The 22,845-nt window shown below is 72.4% G+C and carries 19 protein-coding genes; 11 read left to right on the top strand and 8 right to left on the bottom strand.

What is annotated here, in order from left to right; translation table 11 throughout:
- A partial coding sequence (locus AB0367_RS31975; protein WP_366230204.1) for an alanine racemase occupies positions 1–671 on the top strand: 671 nt, incomplete at its 5' end.
- A 250-nt stretch (positions 672–921) separates the two neighbouring features.
- Positions 922–1,458 carry a GNAT family N-acetyltransferase gene (locus AB0367_RS31970; protein WP_366230203.1) on the top strand — a complete coding sequence of 179 codons (537 nt, stop codon included), beginning with the start codon at positions 922–924 and terminating at the stop codon, positions 1,456–1,458.
- Positions 1,459–1,527: 69 nt separating this feature from the next.
- Here AB0367_RS31970 and AB0367_RS31965 read toward each other — a convergent pair whose 3' ends face one another.
- A complete protein-coding gene (locus AB0367_RS31965) occupies positions 1,528–2,274 on the bottom strand; it encodes a DUF5995 family protein (RefSeq protein ID WP_366230202.1) in 747 nt (248 codons plus the stop codon).
- A gap of 78 nt (positions 2,275–2,352) precedes the next feature.
- Positions 2,353–3,228 (bottom strand): hypothetical protein, encoded by an 876-nt coding sequence (locus tag AB0367_RS31960; protein WP_366230201.1) that lies wholly within the window; start codon positions 3,226–3,228, stop codon positions 2,353–2,355.
- Positions 3,229–3,355: 127 nt separating this feature from the next.
- Here AB0367_RS31960 and AB0367_RS31955 point away from each other — a divergent pair, with 127 nt between their 5' ends.
- Positions 3,356–3,823, top strand: coding sequence for a hypothetical protein (locus AB0367_RS31955; RefSeq protein WP_366230200.1), 468 nt, complete (start codon positions 3,356–3,358; stop codon positions 3,821–3,823).
- Here the strand turns inward: AB0367_RS31955 and AB0367_RS31950 are convergent.
- Positions 3,802–4,689, bottom strand: coding sequence for a fructose bisphosphate aldolase (locus AB0367_RS31950; RefSeq protein WP_366230199.1), 888 nt, complete (start codon positions 4,687–4,689; stop codon positions 3,802–3,804). The genes AB0367_RS31955 and AB0367_RS31950 overlap by 22 nt on opposite strands.
- 401 nt (positions 4,690–5,090) lie before the next feature.
- Between AB0367_RS31950 and gdhA the strand changes: the two genes are divergently transcribed.
- From gdhA to AB0367_RS31930, 4 genes are all read left to right on the top strand, one after another.
- Entirely contained in the window at positions 5,091–6,434 is a 1,344-nt protein-coding gene (gene gdhA / locus AB0367_RS31945; RefSeq protein ID WP_366230198.1) for an NADP-specific glutamate dehydrogenase, read from the top strand.
- Between the two features lie 937 nt (positions 6,435–7,371).
- A complete protein-coding gene (locus AB0367_RS31940; RefSeq protein WP_366230197.1) occupies positions 7,372–8,055 on the top strand; it encodes a TetR family transcriptional regulator in 684 nt (227 codons plus the stop codon).
- A gap of 4 nt (positions 8,056–8,059) precedes the next feature.
- Positions 8,060–8,983, top strand: a complete 924-nt coding sequence (locus AB0367_RS31935; RefSeq protein WP_366230196.1) for an ABC transporter ATP-binding protein — start codon at positions 8,060–8,062, stop codon at positions 8,981–8,983.
- Positions 8,980–10,569 (top strand): ABC transporter permease, encoded by a 1,590-nt coding sequence (locus AB0367_RS31930; protein WP_366230195.1) that lies wholly within the window; start codon positions 8,980–8,982, stop codon positions 10,567–10,569. Before AB0367_RS31935 ends, AB0367_RS31930 begins: the two co-directional genes overlap by 4 nt.
- Before the next feature lie 85 nt (positions 10,570–10,654).
- Here AB0367_RS31930 and AB0367_RS31925 read toward each other — a convergent pair whose 3' ends face one another.
- A complete protein-coding gene (locus AB0367_RS31925; protein WP_366230194.1) occupies positions 10,655–12,514 on the bottom strand; it encodes a GAF domain-containing protein in 1,860 nt (619 codons plus the stop codon).
- 678 nt (positions 12,515–13,192) lie between these two features.
- Between AB0367_RS31925 and AB0367_RS31920 the strand changes: the two genes are divergently transcribed.
- On the top strand, positions 13,193–14,059 hold the full coding sequence (locus tag AB0367_RS31920) for a hypothetical protein (RefSeq protein ID WP_366230193.1): 867 nt from the start codon (positions 13,193–13,195) through the stop codon (positions 14,057–14,059).
- A 35-nt stretch (positions 14,060–14,094) separates the two neighbouring features.
- Here the strand turns inward: AB0367_RS31920 and AB0367_RS31915 are convergent, their stop codons facing one another.
- Positions 14,095–14,514, bottom strand: coding sequence for an NUDIX domain-containing protein (locus tag AB0367_RS31915; RefSeq protein ID WP_366230192.1), 420 nt, complete (start codon positions 14,512–14,514; stop codon positions 14,095–14,097).
- Positions 14,515–14,627: 113 nt separating this feature from the next.
- Between AB0367_RS31915 and AB0367_RS31910 the strand changes: the two genes are divergently transcribed.
- A complete protein-coding gene (locus AB0367_RS31910; RefSeq protein WP_366230191.1) occupies positions 14,628–15,833 on the top strand; it encodes a rhomboid-like protein in 1,206 nt (401 codons plus the stop codon).
- 6 nt (positions 15,834–15,839) lie between these two features.
- On the opposite strand, the gene pqqC is transcribed toward AB0367_RS31910, so the two are convergent.
- The gene (gene pqqC, locus AB0367_RS31905; RefSeq protein WP_366230190.1) at positions 15,840–16,538 is read right to left on the bottom strand and encodes a pyrroloquinoline-quinone synthase PqqC; all 699 of its coding nucleotides are present in this window, start codon (positions 16,536–16,538) and stop codon (positions 15,840–15,842) included.
- Between the two features lie 243 nt (positions 16,539–16,781).
- Between pqqC and AB0367_RS31900 the strand changes: the two genes are divergently transcribed.
- Positions 16,782–17,837, top strand: a complete 1,056-nt coding sequence (locus tag AB0367_RS31900; RefSeq protein ID WP_366230189.1) for an NADPH:quinone reductase — start codon at positions 16,782–16,784, stop codon at positions 17,835–17,837.
- Positions 17,838–17,976: 139 nt separating this feature from the next.
- On the top strand, positions 17,977–20,364 hold the full coding sequence (locus AB0367_RS31895) for a heavy metal translocating P-type ATPase (protein ID WP_366230188.1): 2,388 nt from the start codon (positions 17,977–17,979) through the stop codon (positions 20,362–20,364).
- Here AB0367_RS31895 and AB0367_RS31890 read toward each other — a convergent pair.
- Together AB0367_RS31890 and AB0367_RS31885 are read right to left on the bottom strand one after the other, a co-directional pair.
- Positions 20,345–21,688, bottom strand: coding sequence for a cellulase family glycosylhydrolase (locus AB0367_RS31890; protein ID WP_366230187.1), 1,344 nt, complete (start codon positions 21,686–21,688; stop codon positions 20,345–20,347). The genes AB0367_RS31895 and AB0367_RS31890 overlap by 20 nt on opposite strands.
- A 94-nt stretch (positions 21,689–21,782) precedes the next feature.
- Positions 21,783–22,778: an LLM class flavin-dependent oxidoreductase gene (locus AB0367_RS31885; protein ID WP_366230186.1), complete on the bottom strand. Its 996-nt coding sequence runs from the start codon at positions 22,776–22,778 to the stop codon at positions 21,783–21,785.
- Positions 22,779–22,845: the final 67 nt, after the last annotated feature.

Here is a 22,845-nt window from a genome sequence, read left to right as displayed (position 1 = left end):
GCGGGCATCACCGCAGCGGGGTGCGGCCGGTATCGGCGGGCGAGGTGGCCACGGCCGCGGCTCGGGCCGGGCTGCACGTGTCCGGGGTGTTCACGTTCCCCGGTCACGGATACGGACCCGGCCGCCGGGCCAGCGCGGCGGCCGACGAGGCCGAAGCCTTGCATCAGGCGTCCGAGGCGCTGCGCGCCGCGGGCGTGGACCCTGTGGTGCGCAGTGGCGGGTCGACACCCACGGCGCCGGTCACCGACCCTGGCTCGCTGACCGAGATGCGTCCTGGCGTCTACGTCTTCGGCGATGCGCAGCAGGTGGAACTCGGCAACTGCACGTGGTCCGACGTGGCGCTCACGGTCGTGGCGACGGTGGTCAGCGTCGCCGGGTCACGCATCATTCTCGATGCGGGCAGCAAGGCGCTGGGTGCCGACCAGCCGGCGTGGGTGACCGGAGGCGGGCGACTGCCCGATCACCCCGGCGCCCGCGTCACGGCCCTGTCGGAACACCACGCCACGGCCGTCTTCCCCGATGACGCACCGGTACCCGCGCGCGGAGACATCGTGCGGGTGGCGCCGAACCACGTCTGCTCGGCGGTCAACCTCGCCGACGAGCTCGTGATCGTGTCCGGGGGCCGGGAAATCGACCGCTGGGCGGTCGCCGCCCGCGGCGCCAACACCTGACGCGCGCCGTTCGCCGGCAGGCGTAGTCGCGTTCCACGGCCTGTGGGCCGGCCAACTGCAACGCCTGCAGCTGACCCGACGCCCGCGACGGCCGGTTGCTCGTCGAGGGCAGGGTGACCCAGCAGGAGTCGCCAGCGGACGGTGCCGCACCGACCCACTGCGGGCTGGCGGCTCGCCGTGCCGAGAGCAGAATGAGGTGGTGAGATCGCCGCTTTCTACCCCGGCCGCCATCCCCGGCGGAGCTCTCGCCATGCGCCCGCAACCAGTCCTTGCCGCACCGGGCGGCATCGTCCTGCGCCCCTGGGAACCTTCCGATGCGGCGGTGTTCCTTGCTGCGTACCAGGATCCGGCGATTCAGCAGTGGCACACCCGCCAACCGGCATCCGAGGCCGAGGTAAACGATTGGTTCGAGCAGTACCGTCGAAGCCGGGAGCAGGAAGAGGGCGCGTGCTGGGCGGTAACCCGCGGCGGCGAGGAGGTGCTCGGGCGTATTGCCCTGGCAAGCTTGCATCTCGACGACGGCGTCGCAGGATGTGGCTACTGGGTGCTCCCCGCTGCCCGCGGCGCAGGCGTGGCTCCCCGCGCGCTGGCAGCTGTCAGTGCCTGGGCGCTCGGCGAGGCCGGGTTTTACCGTCTGCATTTGAGCCACTCGACACGCAACGACGCCTCCTGCCGCGTCGCTATCAAAGCCGGCTTCCGGCTGGAAGGCACCAAACGCAGCGAGGCCATCCACTCGGACGGCCGCCACGACATGCATCTGCACGCCCGCATCCGCGGCGACAACTGACGGTCCATCCCCGCTCAGGTTCGTGGTCGAGGAAGCCGCAGAATGCGCGAACCCGAGAGCTCTCGTCCGCTACAGATCTTTGGGCAGTACCACGCCGAAGCCGTGCCGGGACAGGCGCAGCAGCACCTGTCCTGGCCTGGTCAGCTCGACGAGCTTGGCCTCGCACGATCGCTCCAGGTTCGCCAGGACCGCGGCGTACCGCTGCGGGCCCTCGCGCCGGGCCCGGTCCAGGACGTCCGCGTTGCGCCACACCTTCGCCCGCGACTCGGTGAGCAGCCGGCGGGTGGCGGCCCGGTTGAGGGGACCCATCAGCCGGTCGAGCGGGGTGACCCGGCTGCTGGCCCGAATCTCGTCGTCCTCCGCCCCGACCAGTGCCAGCAGTACGGTGTCGACGTGCGCGTGGTCGCGGGCCCGCGACGCGCGGGTGGCCGGGTCGTCGAAATCATCGGGCGTGATGGCCGCGATCAGCGCCTGCGGCAGGTCGTAGTTGATGTGGGCGTTCATGCCCAGCAGGATGTGCCGCAGCGGCGGCAGCTCCGGGCGAGTGCGGGCGACGTCGAAGGCGATCCGCCACGGCGCCGAAACCGGCTCCCCGGCCAGTTCGGCGTCGAACGCGTCGAGGTAGAGCTGAGCGAACACGAGGTCCCACCGCTCCAGCCAGGCACCGTCGAGGAATCCGCCCTGGCCGATCTCCTCGGCGATTGCCCGGGTGGTGCGCAGGTAGGTGCTGTGGAAGAACCGGCGCGCGTCGCCCGCTGGCAGCCGCTCCTGGTCGCAAACCATACGCTCGAGCAACGCGGCGATGCTCTCGTACACGGGCCGATCATCGCACGGCCGATCGCGGATGCGGCCAAGCGCCATCCTAAGGGTCAGCCGAGACGCGAGTCCGCCAGATTACCGCAGGGTTCGTGGCTCATGCGGGTGTTGGAGCCGGCCACGTCCTGCGCGTCGTAGCCGCTGTACCTCGCGGTTCTGGGCCGCATCGTCCAGGACCGTCACCGTCACCTGGTCGGGCAGGTCGATCAGGGGACGCAGGTCGCCGTCGAGCACGGTACCGACCACGAGCCGCCGCAGGCCGCGGGCGACTGCGAGGGGCGCCGCCGACGCGATCGCGCCGAGACGCAGGGTGTGCAGGTCCGGGAGATTCGCCACCGGATCGAGCCGTAGCGGCTCGGGCGGCTCCAGCGTGGAGTTGGGCCTGACGACCAGTTCCTGCAGCTCGACCAGGTCAGCCAGGGGCTCGAGGGACTCCACCGTCGCGTCGATCACCTCCAGCTGCCGCAGCTTGGGCGCCGCCTCGATGCCACGCAGGGCCAGCGGTCCGTAGCGCCCTTCGATCCGCAGGTACACCAGCTCCGGCTTGGCGCCCAGCAGGGTCAGGTCCGAGCCCGTGCAGCGATTGATCGTGAGGTACTCCAGGGCCGCCAGCGCGCCGATCGTCTCCAGGCCCGGCCGCTGCGACAGCAGCAGCGTGTCGAGCTTCGGCGTCCGGTCGAGCCGGACCGCCTTCTTGGATCGCGTCATCAACGCCAGGCCGAGGAGGTCCTCGAGCTCGAAGACGAGCGTGTCGTCGCGCAACGGCCCCTCGATCGCGACCCGCCGCAGGCCGGGCAGGTCGCTCAGGAACGTCAGGTCGAGCTTGCGCCCGATGTCATCGCCGAAGGCGAGGAAGACGGCGTCGCAGCCACGCTCGGCATACCGGCGGGTGTCATCCGCCCGCCAGACGCTGTCCGAGAGCAGATACTCACCCGGATTGACCGTCTGATGCACGGCACCGCCTGCTTCCCGCCTTCGCCTGGAACCTCGGAGGGTACCTCCTGCCGCTTCTGCGATCGCCGCATCCGCACCCACTGATTCCGGGTAGCCGGGCGCATCCATCGTGGTGCATGATTTGAACGTGTTCAGAGACTGGTTGGCGGCGACCTGGTTGCTGATTGGGCTGGTCGGCTCGGTTCTGATCCGCGGAGCTCTCTGGCTGTTTTCGATCTTGATTCTGACGCCACTCCTGGGGCCGATCCCATTGCTGTTGAGCCCGGCGGTCGGGGACAGCGCCGGCACGGCACTCTGGACCGGCGACATCATCGCGTCGTTTCCGCTCGCCATCGCGACCTTCTTCGCCTGGCGCGGACTGCGTGCCTACCGCCCGTGGGCGCTTCGGCTGTCGCGCGGGCTGGCGTGGTTCTACGTCGTAGCCAACGCGGCGACCGCCATCGTGTGCGGCGTGTACATGTGGGACTGGGGCCTGCTTGCCGTGCCGTTCGCGGTGTACGTCGCGTCGTTCGCGGTCGCGGTCATGGTGCTGCGCCGGCTGGCGGCCTACCGTGCGCTGCTGGCGCGACAGCCTTACGTGGTCGAGGCGCGGTAGATGCCGGCGATGGAGGTGTCGAGCGTGCGGTTGAATTCGTCGTCGGTCTGCTGGTGCCGCAGATCCTCGCTCAGCGCTCGGGAGAAGCTGGCGATCAGGCCGTGGTTGCGAGCGAGCCGGGCGTCGGCCTCCTGCTGGGAGTAGCCGCCGGACAGGGCGACCACCCGCAGGACCCTCGGATGCTCGATCAGCTCGGCGTAGAAGTCGTCCTGGGTCGGAATGGAAAGCTTGAGCATCACCTGCCGCCCGTCCGGCATTGCCGCCAGGCGATCGAGGACGCCCTGCCGCAGCAACCCCTCGGCCTGCTGCTTCTCCTCGCTGTGGATGTCGACTTCAGGCTCGATGATCGGCATGAGGCCGGCGTCGAGGATCCGCTCGGCGTAGCCGAACTGCTGATCGAGCACGGCGGCGACACCGGCCGGGTCGGCCCGGGAGATGAACGAGCGCATCTTGGTGCCGAACACGTGACGACGGGTGGCCCGCGCCAGCAGGTCGTCCAGCTTGGTGAAGGGCCGCATCAGCCGTACGCCATCCTGCTCGTCGGCGAGGCCCTCGTCCACCTTGACGAACGGAACGACCTGTTTGCGCTCCCACAGGTATCGCGCGGCGGCCGTGCCGGCCACGTCGCGGTCCATGGTCTGCTCGAACAAGATCGCGCCGAGGACGCGACCGCCGCCGAACGCGGGCGCGGTGATGATCCGCGAGCGGAACTCGTGCATGAGGTCGAACATCGCGTCCTCGGTCGCGTAGCCCGACTCCGGCACCCCGTACTGCGCCAGCGCCTTCGGGGTGCTGCCGCCGCTCTGGTCCAGGGCGGCGAGGAAGCCGCGGCCGTACGCGATCTTTGACCGTTGCTCCTGGTTCATGCCCCGATCCTGGCACCGGCGCCGACCGGCTGGCGGCGTTATCGCGCATCACCACGGCGCGATTTCAGCCGCGTGGCGCCATGAAGCCGGTCCGAGAGGCGCTCTGCGGCGTTCGGCGTGGTGTAACCAGGCGGCCATCTCGTCGGGGGAGGGTCGGGAGTTTGTCACATGGTTACGGGGCGGATGCATCGCGGGAAGATCCAAATCGGCATGATCATCCCGGCTTGTGCCGATTTTGTCCCTGGTCAGGGCCGTATTGGCGGTCCGGACGAGCAGGTACGCTGTGCGCAGCGATTGCGCTCCCTACCGCTTGGCGAACCTGTCAGGCAGCACGATCCACAACGGTGTGGGCCGAGCCGCTGATGCGGCTGGGGTAGAACCACGTCACACCGGAGGTGGCCTTGTCGACGCCGACCAAGCTCGAGTCGATCTTCAATACGGTCGTGCACCGCAACCCTGGTGAGCACGAGTTCCATCAGGCGGTGCGGGAGGTGCTCGACAGCGTTGCCCCGGCGCTGGACAAGCACCCCGATTACGTCGACGCGAAGATCATCGAGCGGATCTGTGAGCCTGAGCGCCAGATCATCTTCCGGGTGCCGTGGGAGGACGACCGCGGCGAGGTGCACATCAACCGCGGGTTCAGGGTCGAGTTCAACAGCGCACTCGGGCCGTACAAGGGTGGGCTGCGCTTTCACCCGTCGGTGTACCTGGGCATCGTGAAGTTCCTCGGCTTCGAGCAGATCTTCAAGAACGCGCTGACCGGCATGCCGATCGGTGGCGGCAAGGGCGGCTCCGACTTCGATCCCAAGGGCCGCTCGGACCGTGAGGTGATGCGGTTCTGCCAGTCCTTCATGACCGAGCTGTACCGGCACATCGGTGAGTACACCGACGTTCCGGCCGGCGACATCGGCGTCGGCGGACGTGAGATCGGCTACCTGTTCGGCCAGTACAAGCGCATCACGAACCGGTATGAGTCGGGTGTGCTGACGGGGAAGGGCCTGACCTACGGCGGCGCGCAGGTGCGCCGGGAGGCGACCGGATACGGCGCGGTCTTCTTCGCCGACGAGATGCTGCGCGCGGTCGGCGACAGCTTCGACGGCAAGCGTGTCGTCGTCTCCGGCTCGGGCAACGTCGCGATCTACGCGATCGAGAAGGTGCACCAGCTCGGCGGAACCGTCGTGGCCTGTTCGGACTCCTCGGGTTACGTCTACGACGAGAAGGGCATCGACCTCGACGTGCTCAAGGACGTCAAGGAGGTCCGGCGGGCCCGCATCGACGAGTACGTCGAGGCGCGACCGCACGCGTCCTTCGTCGCGGGCCGGACCGTGTGGGAGGTGCCGTGCCAGGTCGCGGTGCCGTCCGCGACCCAGAACGAGATCAACGAAGCGGACGCCATCAACCTCATCAACGGCGGATGCCTGATCGTGGTCGAGGGGGCGAACATGCCGACCAGCCCCGAAGCGATCCGCGCCTTCGAACAGGCCGGTGTCCGGTTCGCGCCCGGCAAGGCCGCCAACGCCGGCGGGGTCGCCGCCAGCGCGTTGGAGATGCAGCAGAACGCCATCCGCGACTCGTGGACGTTCCCGTATTCCGAGCAGCGCCTGCAGGCCATCATGCGCGACATCCACGCCCGCTGCCACGCCACCGCCGAGGAGTACGGCATGCCCGGCAACTATGTCGCCGGCGCCAACATCGACGGTTTTCGGCGGGTCGCCGAGGCGATGCTGGCCCAGGGCCTGATCTGACGCCAACCAGCTGACGGGCGGCGACGATGCCCTTGGGGCCGTCGCCGCCCGCGGCGGAGCCGCTCATCGGCGGCGTCGTACGGACCGCGGCGTCAGCATGAGTACGGCCAGCAACGTGCCGGCGAGGCCGAAGTTCAGCATCGGACGGCTCGACGTCAGCGTGCCGATCCATGCCCCGCCGACGTCGCCGGCGAGCCCGAGCAGTCCCAGGACCGCGCCCTGTGATGCCTTCCGGCGGGCTCGGCCGCCGCCGGTGATCCAGGCGACGATGCGTTTTCCGGCCTATCACGGTTCCCGACTGGTACGTGATCGTGGTGGCCATCCCCGCGGTCCGGGCGAACAGCCCGCCGAGGGGCGGGCGGTGCTCGCCGCCGCCGGCCCAGGCCCGGCACGCCGCGGTCGAGCACGGCATCCGCGACCGCCCAGAGGGCCAGTGCGGCGAGTGCCAGGCAGCATTCGACGACGGCCGGAGCCGGACAACGATCCGGCCCGAGAACGCGGCGCACCCGCAACGCGGTTCCCGCGCCGAACCCGAACGCGCCGATCGAAGCCGCCGACGCCGGCCGCCACGGGTCATGGCCGGCCAGGCCCATGCCGACACGGATGAGACCAGCGCCGGGAACCTGAACTGCGCGCGGGAGTCCGGCGGCTCGCCTGCGGTGGATGAGCCACCCGTCGCACCCATCCGCCGGCGCCTGGGTGCATTCATGCGTCGCGCGGCGGCACGGGCACACCGGCGACGTGGCGGCGAGCGCGATCCAGAGATGGTCGTGCGGGAAGCGCCACACCGCCGCCGCTGCTCCCATGTTCCGACCGCCTCAGCCCGTCATATGCGCTAGCCCACGGGCTGGGCGGCCTTGCGGGCGGACTATACGCGCGTATAGTCAGTTGTCGGGGCGGATAGTCCGCCATACGCATGTACAAGGGGGTGCGGGTCATGGCGCGCCCGGTTGGAGATCCGGCGTTCGAGGACCTGACCGCCCGGGCGCGGATCAGGGACGCCGCGATCCGGCTGTTCGCCGAGCGGGGCATGGACGGCACGACGGTCCGCGACATCGCGCAGCAGGCCGGCGTGTCACCGGGCCTGCTCCGGCACCATTTCGGGTCCAAGGAGGCGCTGCGCGAGGCGTGTGACGCCTACGCGCTGGAGCGGCTCGTGAAGGTCAAGGAGGAGTTCATCGTCGACGGCGAGGTGGCCAACGCCGGCTTCCTGCCCTCCGCCCACCCGACGATGCTGCTGCTGTACAAGTACGTCACCCGGTCCCTGCTCGACGGCTCCACCGGCACCGCGGCGCTGTTCGACGACATGGTGGCGATGGCCGAGCAGTGGGTCGGCAAGCACGCGCCGGGGGTCACCGGCGACTCCCGGGCCTACGCCGCGGTGCTCGTCGGCATGCAGTCCGGGCTCCTCGCAATGCACGAGCACGTGTCCCGAGCGCTCGGCGTCGACGTCTTCACCACCGAGGGCTACCTGCGCATGGCCGGTGCGATGGCCGACCTCTACTCCCACCCGCTGCTCGACCCCGAGTTCGTCGCCAAGGCCCGCCGGGCGATGCCGCCGTTGCGGGCCCCCAATCCGCCTACCGCCGCCGGGACCGAACCCGCGGCCGAAGGAGCATGAGGATATGACCGAGGCGATCCGCGCAGACGCACTGGTCAAGACGTTCGGGCGCACCCGCGCGCTCGATGGGCTCGATCTCGCCGTGCGGACGGGGGAGGTGCACGGCTTCCTCGGCCCCAACGGTGCGGGGAAGTCCACCACCATCCGGGTCCTGCTCGGCCTTCTCCGCGCCGATGCCGGTGCCGTCCGGCTGCTCGGCGGCGACCCGTGGCGCGACACCGCGCAACTGCATCGCCGCCTCGCCTACGTGCCCGGCGACGTCACACTGTGGCCCAACCTGTCCGGCGGCGAGGTCATCGATCTGCTCGGCCGGCTCCGCGGCGGCCTGGACACCAGGCGCCGCGCCGAGCTGCTGGAGCGCTTCGACCTCGACCCGGGCAAGAAGGGCCGGACCTACTCGAAGGGCAACCGGCAGAAGGTTGCCCTCGTGGCCGCCCTCGCCTGCGACGTCGAACTGCTCATCTTCGACGAGCCCACCTCCGGCCTCGACCCGCTGATGGAGGAGGTCTTCCGTCAGGTCGTCCGCGAGGAGCAGGAGCGCGCCGGCCGCACCGTCCTGCTGTCCAGCCACATCCTCGCCGAGGTCGAGGCGCTCTGCGACCGGGTCACCATCATCCGCGACGGGCGGGCGGTCGAGACCGGCACGCTCGCCGGCATGCGGCACCTGACCCGCACCTCGATCCAGGTCGACCTCGCCGGGCCGGCGACCGGCCTGGACACGCTGCCCGGCGTGCACGACCTGCGCACCCACAACGGCACCGTGCGCTTCGACGTGGACAACGCCGCACTGGACGCGGTGCTGCGCCAGCTCACCACGGTCGGCATCCGGAGCCTGACCAGCCAGCCGCCGACCCTGGAGGAGCTGTTCCTGCGCCACTACGACCGGGCGCAGGCGGGCGGCGAGCAGCGCTCGGAGGTGGCCCGGTGAACTCGCTGACCGGCACGCGCGCCCTGGCACGGCTGGCGCTGCGGCTCGACCGCGTCCGGCTGACCGTGTGGGTGCTCGGGCTCGCGGTGATGCCGATGGCGACCGCGGCCAACTATTTCAAGCTGTACCCCACCGATGACGACCTGCGCGCGGTGAGCTCCGTGTTCGTCAACCCGTCGCTCGTCACGCTGAACGGCCCGCTGTTCGACGTCTCGATCGGCGGGCTCACCGCGTGGAAGATCGGCGTGACCGAGTTCATCCTGGTCGGGCTGATGAGCCTGCTGACGGTCGTGCGGCACACCCGGGCCGAGGAGGAGAGCGGCCGGCTCGAGCTCATCCGCGCCGCGGTCGTCGGGCGGCACGCGCCGCTCACCGCCGCCCTGCTCGTCACGGCGCTGGCGAACCTGGCCATCGCCCTACTGATGGCGCTGGGTCTGATGGCGACCGGCCTGCCGGTGGCCGGCTCGATGGCGCTCGGCCTCGCCACCGGCCTGGTCGGGATGTTGTTCGCCGCGGTCGCGGCGGCGACCGCGCAGCTCACCGAGAGCGCCCGGGCGGCCGGCGGCATCGCCAGCGCCGTGCTCGGCGGCACCTACCTGATGCGCGCCGTCGGCGACACCGGGCCGACCTGGCTGAGCTGGCTGTCGCCGACCGGCTGGGCCCTGCACCTGCGCCCGTACGCCGATGAACGCTGGTGGGTGGCCGCGCTGTTCGCCGGGTTCACGGTCCTGTTCACCTCGGCCGGATACGTGCTCGCGGGTCGCCGGGACGTGGGCGCCGGCCTGCTCCCGCAGCGGCACGGGCCCGCCACGGCATCCCCGGGCCTGCGCAGCCCGCTCGCGCTGGCCTGGCGGCTGCACCGCGGCCTGCTGCTCGGCTGGACCGCCGGGCTGGCGGTGACCGGGGCGGTCCTGGGTGGCGCCGCGGCCGGCTTCGGGGACCTGAAGTCGCCGAACCAGCAGCTGAGCGACGTCCTGAGCCGCATGGGCGGGCGTACCGATCTCACCGACGCGTTCCTCGCCGCGATCTTCGGCATCACCGGCATGATCGCCGCGGCCTACACGGTGCAGGCGACGCTGCGGCTGCGCCAGGAGGAGAGCAGCGGCCGGGTCGAGGCACTGCTGGCCACGGGCGTCAGCCGGCTGCGCTGGGCGGCGAGCCACCTGGCGTTCGCGCTGCTGGGCACGGCGCTGCTGCTGGCCGTGGCGGGCCTCGCCGGCGGTCTCGTGTACGGCGCGCAGGTCCACGACGTCGGCGGGCAGGTCGGGCGGCTGCTCGGGGCCGCGCTGGTGCAGGTGCCGGCCGCCTGGGTGCTGGCCGGGTTCGGTACCGCCCTGATCGGCCTCGCCCCGAGGCTCAGCGCGCTGGCGTGGGGCGCGCTCATCCTGTCTGTCCTGCTCTTCGAGCTCGGCGCGCTGTTCGGGCTGAGCCAGTGGGTCCTCGACGTCACCCCGTTCGCGCACGTGCCGAAGCTGCCCGGCTCCGCGTTCGCCGTTGCGCCGATGCTGTGGCTCACCCTGATCGCGGTCGCCCTGGGCGCCGCCGGTCTCGCGGGGCTGCGCCGCCGGGACATGCCGGTGGCGTGAGTGTCTCGAGGGCCGTGCGGGTGGACCCGCGCGGCCCTCGCCCGGCTCGGGGAGCGGGTCGACGCTCCCGGCGGTGTCAGGAGCGTTACCAGTCGGCGTGTGTGGCCACGGTCGTGGATGACCCGTGGGTGAGTTCGGCGGGCGGTTCGAGGGGCAGTTCCGCCCGCAGCGTGGTGCCCCGGCCGGGCGGGCTGCTGATGGTGAGGGATCCGTTGAGCGCCTCGACCCGGTCGGTCAGCCCGAGCAGGCCGGCGCCGCGGGCCGGGTCGGCGCCGCCCACGCCGTCGTCGTGGGCCGCCAGACGTAGCCTGCCGTCGCGGACCGTCAGTTCGAGGCGGGCGTGCGTGGCGCGTGCGTGCGTGGCCGTGTTGGCCAGCGCCTCCGCGGCGATGTGGTAGGCCGCCATCTCGATCGGCTCGGCGAGCCGGCGGTCGAGGTGCACGTCGAGCTCGACCGGGACGACTGAGCGCCGGGCCAGAGCTTTGAGCGCGGCTTGCAGGCCGCGGTCGGACAGGATCGTCGGGTGGATGTCGCGGGAGATCTCCCGAAGGTCGTCCAGCACCCCGTTCAGCCCGTCGGGCACCGCGGACAGGGACCGTCGCAGCTCCTGCATCTCGGGCGGGACGCTCGACACCGCGCCGCCCGCCTGGATGGTGATCGCGATGAGCTGCTGGATGCCGTGGTGCAGGTTGCGCTCGATCTGGCGGCGCGCCTGGTCGGCGGCGACCACCACGCGGAATCGGGAAGCCGCCAGATCGCAGCGCGCCCGGGTGTTGGCGACGGCGGCGGCGATCAGGTCGGCGAACTCCGCAAGCCGTGCCTCGGCGTCAGGGGTCAGCGGCCGGCCGCCGGTCACGGTGGCGTTCACGGCTCCCCAGAGGCGCCCCTCGACGAGGATCGGGGCACCGACCGCCCCGTGGACGTCATGCCGGCGCAGGTAGGCGGCGATCGCGCCGGGGGCGTCGGCGTAGCTGTCCATCCGGGCCGGCTGGCCGGTCCTCAGGACCGTCGCCGTGACGCTGTGGCCGTCCAGGGGCAGCCGCGTACCGATCGGTATGTCGATGCCGGCGGACCGCCATGCGCCGACGAACGTCGCGGTGCCGTCGGTCTCGTAGCGCACGGCGTGCGCGCCGTCGCTGCCGATGAGCTGCTGGAGATCCGTGGCGGCGGCGTCGAGGACCGCGGCCGGTGCGGCGCCGCGCGCCACACGGGTCGCGAGGCGGCGCACCGCGGCCTGTTTCCTGGCGGCGCGGACGAGTCCGCGCACGCGTCGCTGCACGGCGTCACCCATCATGTTGAACGAGCGGGTGAGATCACCGACCTCACCCGCACCGGTCTCGGGCACCCGCGTGCCGAGCTCGCCCCGTGCGAGGTGGCCGGCCATGGCGGTGGCCCGGCGGATCGGCTGGACGACGACCCGGGTCGTGTACCCGACGACGATGGAGCCGAGCAGGAACGCGACTGTCATGCCACCGACGACCGCGGTGACCGCCTGCCTGGCGGTCGCGTGCGCGCGCTGGTCACGGTCGGCCGCGAACCGCAGCTCGTTGCTCGCGAGGTGGTCGAGCTCGGCTTCCAGTTCGGCGATCCTGCGCTCGTCCTGCTGGAGCGTCGCCATGCTGTGCGCGGAGGGATCGCCGCGCTGGGCCGCCTGCAGCACCGGCGTGGCGTAGTCGCGGACGTAGGACTGGCCGTCGTGCGTGATCTCCTGAGCCTGACGAGCCTGATCCGGCGTATGGGCCAGCCGCTGCAACCGGGCGTACGTACGGTTCAGCTCGGCCTCCTTCTGGTGCCACGTCGCGAGCAATCCCGGATCCCTGGTGACGATGAAACCCCGCGCGATGCGGTCGAGGTCAAGAACCTGCTGTTCAGCCTCCGCTTCGGCGGCAAGAATCGCTACGGAACGTGCCGACGTCCGGTCCGTTTCGCGATGCTGAAGAATCACGACGAGCAAAGCGCTGAACGCGGCGCCGAAAACGAATACGAGTACTACACAGCTGATGATGAAGCGCGGAATCAGCCCGCCACGCACGGCAGCCTCCGATCGTGATTTGCGGCTCGATCGCCGCTATCAGGGCCGGCGACCGGCCCGCGGGGCCTTTGAGCCGGGAAGAACGCAAAGGGCCGATGTCGCGGGCGAGTGGGGCAACCGGGCGCATGTGTGCCGTGCGGTGATGAGGGATCTGTGATGCGGCGCCTGGCCACGGGCCCGCCGCGGCCGGATCGGCATTGTCTGCACCGGGATGATCGAGGCGGCGACCGTGATCCGAAACCCGTCGGGCGGGGGCGCCGGTCGCACCGTGACGACAGTGAACCGAAACGCATTCAGGCCATTTTAATCTGCTTTCCAGCACCGCGGCGCGCTTCTTGCGCATCGCGTCGCGGGCGAATCAACGAAATGCCGGGGTGAGATGAGGCATGGCCCCGGAATCGCACACGCCGTACGGCGGCCCGCCGCGGAGCCGTCCGGCCGTCCCGATCGGGTGGGGGCGTTCGCCTCTGATCGGTGCCGGTGAACGGGGGCACGAACGCTGCCCCACCTGCGGCCGGTGAGCTGACGGGGCTGTTCCAACGGGGCGGCCGGGCCGGTATGTTCGGTTCGCGCGGCACGTGGAGGTGGATCATGAGGACGGTGACCCGTCTGCTCGCGCTCCGGCGGGCGGATCTCGACGGCGCCGTCTGCGCCGCCCCGCAGGAGTGCGTCGAGGTCCTTCGTGACCGGCCGCTCGTCACCGTCGTGCTCGAGCACCGCGTCCGGGGCATCACGCCGACCAGGCAGGTCTTCGAGAGTGCGCTGCGCCAGGACGACGAGTGGCGGTTCAGCGGCATCGACTGGCCGGCGGATCTGCGGCCCGGGGCGCTGGTCAGCGTCTCCTGGCACGCCGCCCGGGACGAGGTCGTCATGCGCACCGTCGCGCTGGAGGAACCGATGCGCGTCGACGGCGTCGACTACTTCCACGAGTACGACCCGAGGGTCGTCACCCACGAGTACGCCCCGGGCACGTCCAACCGGGGCAAGGTGCTGCACGCGGTGCGCCGGCTGGGCCTCGTCTTCGACGACGGCAGCGCCGTGTTCGCCGAGTCGGACCTGGCCAGGCGCGGCGGGCTCGGCCGGGGCGCCCGCGGGTCGTTCCTGCTGCGCAACGCCGTCGAGCAACTGATCCGCGAGGGCTACGTCACCCGCGTGCTCGGCAGCGTCGACTCGGCGGGTCACCCCTGCTATCCCGCCGTCGACGGCCAGGAGGCCGCCGAGATGCTGTTCTACGCGCCGCTGATCGAGCCGGCCCCGCGCCCCGGCGACGACGAGTCCGAGGAGGCCGACCGCCGCGACCACTGGGTCAACGGCTTCGTCCGCAAACTGCCGCCAGGCGCCCAGCCGTCGCGCAAGCAGCTCGCGCTGCACCAGCAGGCCGTCGAGAACGACCAGATCACCGACGGCCCGCTGGCTCCCGGCTACACCTTCGTGAAGAAGCACCACCGCAACGGGTGAGCGCGTAGCCGCAAAACTCTTGTCCGCCGCACGGCTCACGACCCGATCGGGTGCCGATCCGCGCCGGTGCGAGCCCACGGCAGCAGGTGCTCACGCAGCAGTGGTGCCAGCGGCAGGTCTCCGGGCTGGGTCAGCTCGACCCAGCGCGCTTCCTCGATCTCGGCCAGCGGTTCGACCGGGCCGCCGAGCGGCGCGGTGAAGACGTCGGCGTCGACGGTGAAGCCGGCCTCGTTCGCCGCCGGTGCCGTGAACCGGCCGACGTATCCGAGCTGGTCGGTCCGGACCCGCAGCCCCAGCTCCTCGGCCAGCTCCCGGACCAGCGCGCCGGCGGCCGTCTCACCCGGTTCGAGCTTGCCGCCGGGCTGCATGAACACACTCGTCCCGCGCTTGCGCACGAGCAGCCACCGCCCCTCGGTATCGCGGATCACTGCGGCGACGATGCGAATCGTGGGCATCGGATCAGGGTATTGCCAGCCCCGCCGCCACCACCATGAGCCCCGGACGTGCCTGAGGGTGGTGCCGCCCTGGCTCGAATGACGGATGCTGGACGGCGGTGAACGTCGTCGGCGTGAAACGGCTGTACGAGGACCCGCCGGGTCTCGTGCCGGTCGCGTACCTGCCCGTCGGCGACCTCGCCGAGGCGCTGCGGGACGCGGACGGCTGGCGGGCCCGGGCGAACGTGTGCCTGTCGTTCCTGGCCCGGGTGCGGCTCGCCCCGCTGTACGTGCTGGCGGTCGTGGTCATCGGTCTCGTCCTCGACCACGCGGTCAGCGAGCAGACCAGGCTCCGGGTGGTGCTCGCGAACTCCAGCAACGTGGCCAACCTGGGGCAGCACCGGATCTGGACCCTCGTCACCAGCGCCTTCGTGCTCGACGGGCAGGTGCGCGTGTTCGTGATGGTCCAGCTGTTGCTGCTGCTGGCTGTGGCCGAGGTGATGTGGGGGTGGCGACGCCTGCTCGAGGTGTTCTTCGTGTCCAACGCGGTGGCCAGCTGCCTGGTGTACGGCCTGTTGCTGGCGGGCGTGCGCGCGAACCGGATCGACAGCGCGATCACCATGGCCAGCGACGTCGGCACGAGCTACGGCACGCACGCCGTCGCGGGCGCGCTCGCGTTCACCCTGCCCGTGCGCGCGCGGCGCTTCCTCGTACCGCTGGCGCTCGGCGTCGCCGCGGTGCCGCTGCTGTTCGACGCCACCTTCACGGACGTCGGCCACCTGCTCGCCACCCTCCTGGGTTTTCTCGCCGGCTGGCAGATGCGCCGCCGCCCGCTGGCCGGCCGGGTGCGCCGCCCGGCCAGGCCGCGCGCCGGCCGGACGACGGCCTACTCGTTCGCGGACGTGGCTCAGGCCCGGGCGGCGCTCACGACGGCGCTGCGCCTGCAGGAGCGGCTCCGGTTGCGCCTCGACGACGCCGTTGTCGCCTGGTCGGACGGGCGGCGCCGGACGCACCTGCGGGAGACCCGCGAGATGAGCGCGATCGACGGTGCCTGCGCGGGCGGTTGCTGGGGCGTGGTGCTGGGCACCTTCGTGGGCCTGCCGCTGATCGGCCTGGTCGTCGGCGCGGCCGGCGCCGCGGCGGTGGCGCACTGGCACGACGCCGGCCTTCGCGACTCCACGGTGGACGCGACCGTGCGCGCGCTGCCCGCTGGCCGGGGTGTGCTGCTGTTGCTGGGCGACGCGGCCGGCCAGCCGGCGATGGCCGCTGCGCTCGCCGGCATCGGCGCGACACCCGTGCCCGGGATCGCCGAGGGCGCGGGTGTCGCGGACTCGCGGTAGGAGGAGTCAGGAGCCGGTCGCCGCGTAGTCGATCGCGTCGAGCATCGCGCCGAGCACGTCGCACTTGAAGCGCAGCGCGGCCAGCGCGGCCTGCTGCTCCTGCGCGCTCTCGCAGTGGGTGAGCACGAGGCCGAGCGTGTCGGCGCTCTCGTCGCCGGCCACCGCGATCCTGGTCTCGAAGTACGTGAGGCCGTCCGGCTTGATCCAGTCGTAGTGCCGCCGCCACGCGTCGAGGCGCCGGCTCATCAGCTGCGGCGCGAACAGCTCGGTCAGCGCCGCCGCGAGCCCCTCCGTCCACGGCCGGGTCTGGCAGAAGTGCAGGTACGCGTCCACGGCGAAGCGCACGCCGCGCAGCACGTGCCGCTCGTCGAGGACCTCCTGCCGGGTCAGGCCGACCGCATCGGCGAGGACGAGCCACTCGGCCAGCCCGCCCTCCTGCTCGTGCGCGCCGTCGTAGAACCTCACCCGCGGCAGCCACATCCGCCGCACCTCGGGCAGCGGGCACCGCGAGATGATCGCGGCGTTCTTCTGCGCCAGGCAGCGCTGGTAGTACCAGCGGTTGGCCACCCACGAGCGGATCTCGTCCGGACCGCAGCCGCCCTCGTGCAGCCGCACGTGGAACGGGTGCCGGTCCCAGTAGTACCTCGCGAGTCCGCGCAGCGCCCCGGCGAACGCCTCCTGGCTCAGCGCGGCCGGCGGTGCCACGGGTCTGCCGTGCCGGAGTAGGCGGAGATCTCGGGCCGGGTCTCGAGGCATTGCACCCGCGGCGTTCGCCACTGCCGGCGGTCCGCGACGGAGGCGGACGGTGTCTGGTCGGTGCTGGCCAATGTTCGCTCCTATGGTGGTTGTCGTCGTCGTGTCTGCGAGCGCGCTACCCGGCCGCGGCAACCCGAAACGCGCGGCGATGAGCCGCGCGCCGCGCTCAGGCCCGGTCGTAGGGTGGGTCGCATGACCAAGACGAACAGGGCGATCGTGCATACGGAGTTCGGTGACGCGTCGGTGCTGCGTGAGATCGAGCGGGAGATCGTCGCGCCCGGCCCGGGCGAGGTCCGGGTGCGGGTGGTGGTGTCCGGGGTCAACCCCACCGACTGGAAGCAGCGCACCGGCGCCACGGCCACGTCCGAGGTCCCCGCCGGCGGGGCCGTGCCCAACCAGGACGGGGCGGGGGTGCTCGACGCGGTCGGCGCCGGGGTGAGCGGGCTCGCCGCCGGGGACCGGGTGTGGCTGATGCTGGCCGCCTATCAGCGGCCCGGCAGCGGCACGGCGCAGCAGTACACGGTGGTACCGGCCGATCGGGTGGTGCGGCTGCCCGACGGGGCCGGGTTCGAGGCCGGGGCGAGTGTCGGCGTGCCCGCGATGACGGCGCACCGGGCGCTCACCGTCCACGACGGCGCGCCGGCGCGGCTGGGCCCGGGCACGCTCGACGGCGTCAACGTGCTCGTCGCCGGTGGGGCCGGGGCCGTGGGCAACGCCGCGATCCAGCTTGCCACGTGGGCCGGGGCGTCGGTGGTGGCGACGGTCAGCTCGCCGCGGAAGGCGGCGCTGGCCCGTGCCGCGGGGGCCGGGCGGGTCGTGAACTACACCGAGCCCGACGCGGCGGCGCAGATCCGCGACGCGTTTCCCGGCGGGGCCGACGTGATCGTCGAGGTCGCCGCCGCGCACAACGCCGAGCTGAATCTTTCGGTACTGCGGCCGGGCGGCACGATCGCCGTCTACGCCAACGACGGCCGCGGCGGGCCGCTCGACGTCGACGTGCGCCGGCACATGGTGCTCAACGTCCGCTACCAGTTCGTCCTGCTGTACACGGTGAGCCGGGAGGCCCTCGCCCGCGGCGCCGCGGCGGTCAACGCGGCCCTGGCCGGCGGCGGCCTGCGCTTCGGCGCCGACGCGGGCGTGCCGTTGCATGTGTTCCCGCTGGCGGAGACGACCGCCGCCCACGCCGCCGTCGAGGCCGGCACGGTCGGCAAGGTGCTGATCCGGGTCGACCCGGCCGTCACCGGCTGACCCGGGCGGGGCACGCCGGCGCATCGCCGCGGACTCGATGTCGCCGATGACGGGTCCGTGTGCCCGGCGGGACCGGGACCTTCGGCGGTGGGCGGCGAGGCCCGCGCCGGAGAGCCTTGCGGGTAAGGGGGCGACAGGGATGCCGGTCAGTGTCAGTGCGTCGCGGCGCGACGAGCAACGGTCGTGGCCGCGGCGCCTGTGGGCGGCCCGGGAGGCCGGCCTGTTCGGTGCGGCGACGGTCCTGCTCCTCGCCGGGGTCGCGGCCGCCGTCGCGGGCGCGGGGCAGTGGGCGTCGGCGCTGTGGGTCGCGGCGACCGTGCTGGGGCTGGTGTACTCGACGGTCACCATCGCCGTCGCGCTGCGCCACCGCCGGCCGTCGGTGGACGTCATCGCCTGGCTGGCGCTGGTCGGTGCGCTGCTGGTGGGCGAGCCGCTGGCCGGCGCGGTGATCGCGGTCATGCTGTTCACCGGCGGGATGCTGGAGGCGCGCGCGTCGGCCCGGGCCCGCCGGGAGCTCAGCCGCCTGGCCGCGGGTGCGCCGCGGACCGCGCGCCGGGCCGGTCCGGACGGGGTGGCGGTGATCCCGGTGGACCAGGTGGCGGCCGGCGACCGGCTCGTGGTCTCCTCCGGCGAGATCGTGCCCGTCGACGGGCGGCTGCTCGACGGCGGCGTGTTCGACGAGTCGGCGCTGTCCGGCGAGGCGGTGCCGGTCGAGCGCCGGGCGGGGCAGGACGTCCGCAGCGGCGTCGTCAACGCCGGATCGGCGGCGTGGATGCTGGCCACCGAGACCGCTGCCAGGTCCACCTACGCGGGCGTGGTGCGCCTCGTCGAGCAGGCCCAGGCGGCCAGCGCGCCGTTCGTGCGCATCGCCGACCGCTTCGCGCTCGCGTTCGTCCCGTTCACCCTGCTCGCCGCCGGCCTGGCCTGGGCGTTGTCCGGGCAGCCGGTCCGGGCCGTGGCCGTGCTCGTCGTGGCGACCCCCTGCCCGCTGCTGCTCGCGGCCCCGATCGCGATCATGTCCGGGCTGTCCCGGGCGGCCCGGTACGGCGTGATCATCAAGGGCGGCGCCGCACTGGAGCGGCTGGCGGCCGGGCGGGTCCTGCTCTTCGACAAGACCGGCACCCTGACCCGCGGCCGGCCGGTGCTGAGCGACGTGGTCACCGCACCCGGCGTGCCGGCGGGAGACGTCCTGCGCCTGGCCGCCTCGCTCGACCAGGCGTCCGCCCACGTGGTCGCGGCGACCGTCGTCACCGCCGCCCGGGACCGGGGGCTCGGGCTCGCACCGGCGTCGGAGGTGCGCGAGCGGCACGGGTACGGCATCGAGGGCGTCGTGGACGGCCGGAAGGTACGGCTGGGCAAGGCGGGCTGGGTCGTCGACGGCCCGGTGCCGGGCTGGGTCCGCCGGGCGCGGCGCCGGGCCGCGCTGGACGGTTCGCTGACGGTGTTCGTCTCGGTGGACGCGAGCCCGGCCGCAGTGCTGCTGCTGACCGACCCGCTGCGGCCGGACGCACCCCGGATGATGCGCGCGCTGCGCCACGCCGGCATCGCGCGGACGGTCCTGCTCACGGGCGACCGCGCCGACATCGCCGAGACCGTCGGGCGCATCGTGGGCGTCGACGCCGTCTACGCCGACCGCGACCCGGCCGACAAGCTCGCCGTCGTCCGCGACGAGCAGGAGCACGCGCCGACGATCATGGTCGGCGACGGAGTCAACGACGCGCCCGCCCTCGCCGCCGCCGGCGTCGGGGTGGCTCTCGCGGCGCGTGGCGTCACCGCCTCGGCCGAGGCCGCCGACGTGGTTCTCACCGGCGATCGCGTCGACGGTCTCGCCGACGCGATCCTCATCGCGCGGCGCAGCCACCGCATCGCCCGCCGCGCCGCCGGCGTCGGCATGGCGCTGTCGCTGGCGGCGATGGTCCCGGCCGCGGCCGGGCTGCTGTCGCCGACCGCCGGCGCGATCCTGCAGGAGGTGATCGACATCGCCGCGATATCCCTCGCCCTGACGGTGCTGCTGCCCGGCCGCACCCACACCGTCACCCTCAGCGCCGCCGACCTCGCCACCGCCCAGCGGCTGTACGCCCAGCACGCCGCCGTCCGGCCGCTGGTCGAGCAGGTCCGCGCGGTCGCCGACGGCCTGTCGGTGCTCGAGCCGGACCTCGCCCCGGTGCGCGGGCTGCTGGACCGCCTGGAGACCGACCTGCTCGAGCACGAGCGGGCCGAGGAGGCGCAGTTGCTGCCGATCGTCGCCCGGGCCCTCGGCGGCCCCGACCCGATCGGGGCGCTCAGCCGCACCCACGCCGAGATCGAGCACCAGGTGCGCCGGTTGCGCCGCGCCGTGCGGGACGTCGGCGACCCGGCCGAGCCCGAGGAGGTGACCGACCTGCGCGGCGGCCTGTACGGCCTGTACGCCATCCTGCACCTGCACAACGCCCAGGAGGAGGAGAACGCCTTCAGCCTCATGCCGGCGGCCGCGGCGGTGCCCGCGCACGACGACGCGCCGAAGGGGTTCAGCGCGCCGGGGGCGTGACCGCGGCGACCAGCACCGAGCGCGCTGAGCGCTTGCCGAGCATGTTCTGGGCGTACACGGCGTAGGTGTACTCCGTCGAGCCGTTCAGGCCCTTGAGGGTCACGCCGGGGTGGTTGGTCGTCGCGACCCGCGTCTCGGCCGCGCCGTTGACGGCCACCACCTGGTACATCGTGGCGCCGATCCGGCTCGGCCGGGGTTGCCAGGCCAGCCGGACGCTGTTCGAGGTCACGTCCGTGACCCTCAGCCACTGCGGGGCGCCGCTTGCGCGCTCGCCGACGGCACCGGCCGTACCGTTGCGGAACACCGTCGCCTCCCGGGTGTCCGTGCGAAGACCGTTGGGGCCGTTGATGAACCGCTGTCCCCAGGCCGTGCGGCTGTTGCCGTCGAAGTTGTTCACCAGGTCCAGGTAGCTGTACTGCTTGTCGTTGCCGCTCCAGGACCAGCCGAGGAAGCCCAGGTGCTGCGCCTGCGCGTAGGCCATGATGGCGTCCTCGTCCGGCTTGCCCCACTCGTGCTGGCTGGAGAACTCGCCGATGACGATCGGCAGGCGGCGCTTGGTGTACGAGGTGAGATAGCTGCCGACCTTCGCGGCGGTGTTGAACATGCCGTACATGTGGATGTCGAACACGGTGTTGCCGGTGGGGTCGGCGGCGGCGACCCGTTCGGCGCTGTCGCGCATGATGAACGACTCGTCCTGGCCCCAGCCGGGGCCGTCGATCAGCAGCGTGTGCTTGAAGCCGGCGGCGCGCAGCTGGCGGATCGCGTCGGCGGTCTGCTGCGCCCAGGGCCACGTGGTGCCGTTGGCGAACGGTTCGTCGGCGATGTTGACCAGCACGTAGTCCTCGTGGCCGACCAGCCGGTCGCGCAGGCTGAGCCAGAACCGCACCGCCTCCGCCATCGGCGCCGCCTTCTTGTCCTGGCCGAAGCCGGCGGTGTCGTGGGCGTCGAAGATGCAGATCAGCCGGTTCTTCTGGCACAGGTCGATGACGGTCGACACCTCCTGGCCCGTGGCCCGCCGCCACTGGTGGCCGATGCCGAGGGTGACCCGCACCGCGTTGGCGCCGGTCGCCTTGATGGCCGCGAACGCGTCGTTCTTGTTCGGATACCACATGAAGTCGTGGTTGATGCCGCGCAGCACGAGGTCGCTGCCGTCGGCCTCGACGAGCCGGCCGTCGCGCACGCGGATGCCGATGTGCGGCTCGGCGGCGTGCGCCCGGGCCGGCGTCGAGAGCACGCCGAGGCCGGCCAGCAGCGAGGCGAGCACGAGCAGCGCCTTGGACCGGCCTGGGCGGGGCCTTGGTGAGGCCTGGGCGTCGGTTCTCACGGCTCCTGCGGCTACCCGGGGCCGTCGACCCCTACCCGCACCGCCGGGTGAACCGGCACGTCAGCGCCCAGGCTCGCCCCGCACCGCGCCGGGCTCAGCCGACGCGTACCGTGCGCGCGGCGGTCATGAACGCCTCCAGTTCGCGGGCGATGTTGGGCCCGGTCGGCTGGTAGACGATCTCGGTGATGCCCTGTCCGGCGTATCCGGCGAGGCGGTCGGCCAGTTGGGCGGCCGGTCCGGTCACCGTCGTGGCCGGGATCGCGGCCCAGCTGCCGGCTGCCCAGGCGGCCTGGTCGGCGGCGTTGAGAGCGACCAGGTGCTGGTCGTGGACCGCCAGGTGCCGCTGTCCTTCGGCAGCCCGGTTGACCACGTCCAGCCATGCCTGCCCGCCGGGCAGCGCGGTCACGTCGCCGCCGACCTCGTAGGCCGCGTGGTAGGCCAGCGCGTTACCCGGCCCGGCGGCGGCGCGGACCCGGGGTGAGTCCAGGGCCTCGCCCTCGGCCAGCACGGTGCCGTGCACACCGAGCGCCGCCCAGCTGAACTCCTTGGCGAACGCGGTCTGCTCGTTGATGGTGAACAGCCCGTCGGCGAGCTCCTTGGCGACGGCGAGACCCTTGGGACCCAGCGCCGAGATCAATATGGGCACGTCGATCGGGCGGGCCGGGGCGTGGCCGGCCGGGTGCAGCATGCGCATGCGTCCGCCGTCCCAGTCGACGGTCTCGCCGCGCAGCAGCGCGCGCACGACGCGGACGTATTCGCCGAGGTACGCCCAGGTGCTGGACCTGGCACCCATGGCGCGGGCGCCGGTGAATCCGGTACCGAAGGCGACGGCGACCCGCCCCGGTGCGAGGGCGGCCAGGGTGGCGGTGCCGGCGGCGTTGACCATCGGGTGACGGAGGTTGGGCACCAGCACGCCCGGCCCCAGCCCGATGCGGTGGGTGCCTCGCGCGGCCAGCGCCAGCATCATCCACACGTCCGGGCTCTGCTGCGGGGTGTCGAACAGCCAGGCTCGGTCGTAGCCCAGTTGCTCGGCGACGGCGACGTGCGCCGGCGCGTCGAGGGAGGTCGGGAACTGGCTGGAAATCCGCATGATGCGCGATACCCCACGCACGCACGACCACGCGGAACGCGGATGTTCATCGTCTGTGGCGTGCGGC

This window comes from Dactylosporangium sp. NPDC051484 (genome assembly GCF_040689395.1).
Taxonomy (GTDB): domain Bacteria; phylum Actinomycetota; class Actinomycetes; order Mycobacteriales; family Micromonosporaceae; genus Dactylosporangium.
This window is presented reverse-complemented; position numbering and strand designations above follow the sequence as displayed.

Bases quoted from the DNA above. Each gene is read 5' to 3' on its own strand.
- AB0367_RS31970 (WP_366230203.1), top strand. From the start codon at position 922: ATGCGCCCGCAACCAGTCCTTGCCGCACCGGGCGGCATCGTCCTGCGC.
- AB0367_RS31950 (WP_366230199.1), bottom strand. From the start codon at position 4,689: ATGAACCAGGAGCAACGGTCAAAGATCGCGTACGGCCGCGGCTTCCTC.
- AB0367_RS31940 (WP_366230197.1), top strand. From the start codon at position 7,372: ATGGCGCGCCCGGTTGGAGATCCGGCGTTCGAGGACCTGACCGCCCGG.
- AB0367_RS31935 (WP_366230196.1), top strand. From the start codon at position 8,060: ATGACCGAGGCGATCCGCGCAGACGCACTGGTCAAGACGTTCGGGCGC.
- AB0367_RS31920 (WP_366230193.1), top strand. From the start codon at position 13,193: ATGAGGACGGTGACCCGTCTGCTCGCGCTCCGGCGGGCGGATCTCGAC.
- AB0367_RS31915 (WP_366230192.1), bottom strand. From the start codon at position 14,514: ATGCCCACGATTCGCATCGTCGCCGCAGTGATCCGCGATACCGAGGGG.
- AB0367_RS31900 (WP_366230189.1), top strand. From the start codon at position 16,782: ATGACCAAGACGAACAGGGCGATCGTGCATACGGAGTTCGGTGACGCG.
- AB0367_RS31895 (WP_366230188.1), top strand. From the start codon at position 17,977: ATGCCGGTCAGTGTCAGTGCGTCGCGGCGCGACGAGCAACGGTCGTGG.
- AB0367_RS31885 (WP_366230186.1), bottom strand. From the start codon at position 22,778: ATGCGGATTTCCAGCCAGTTCCCGACCTCCCTCGACGCGCCGGCGCAC.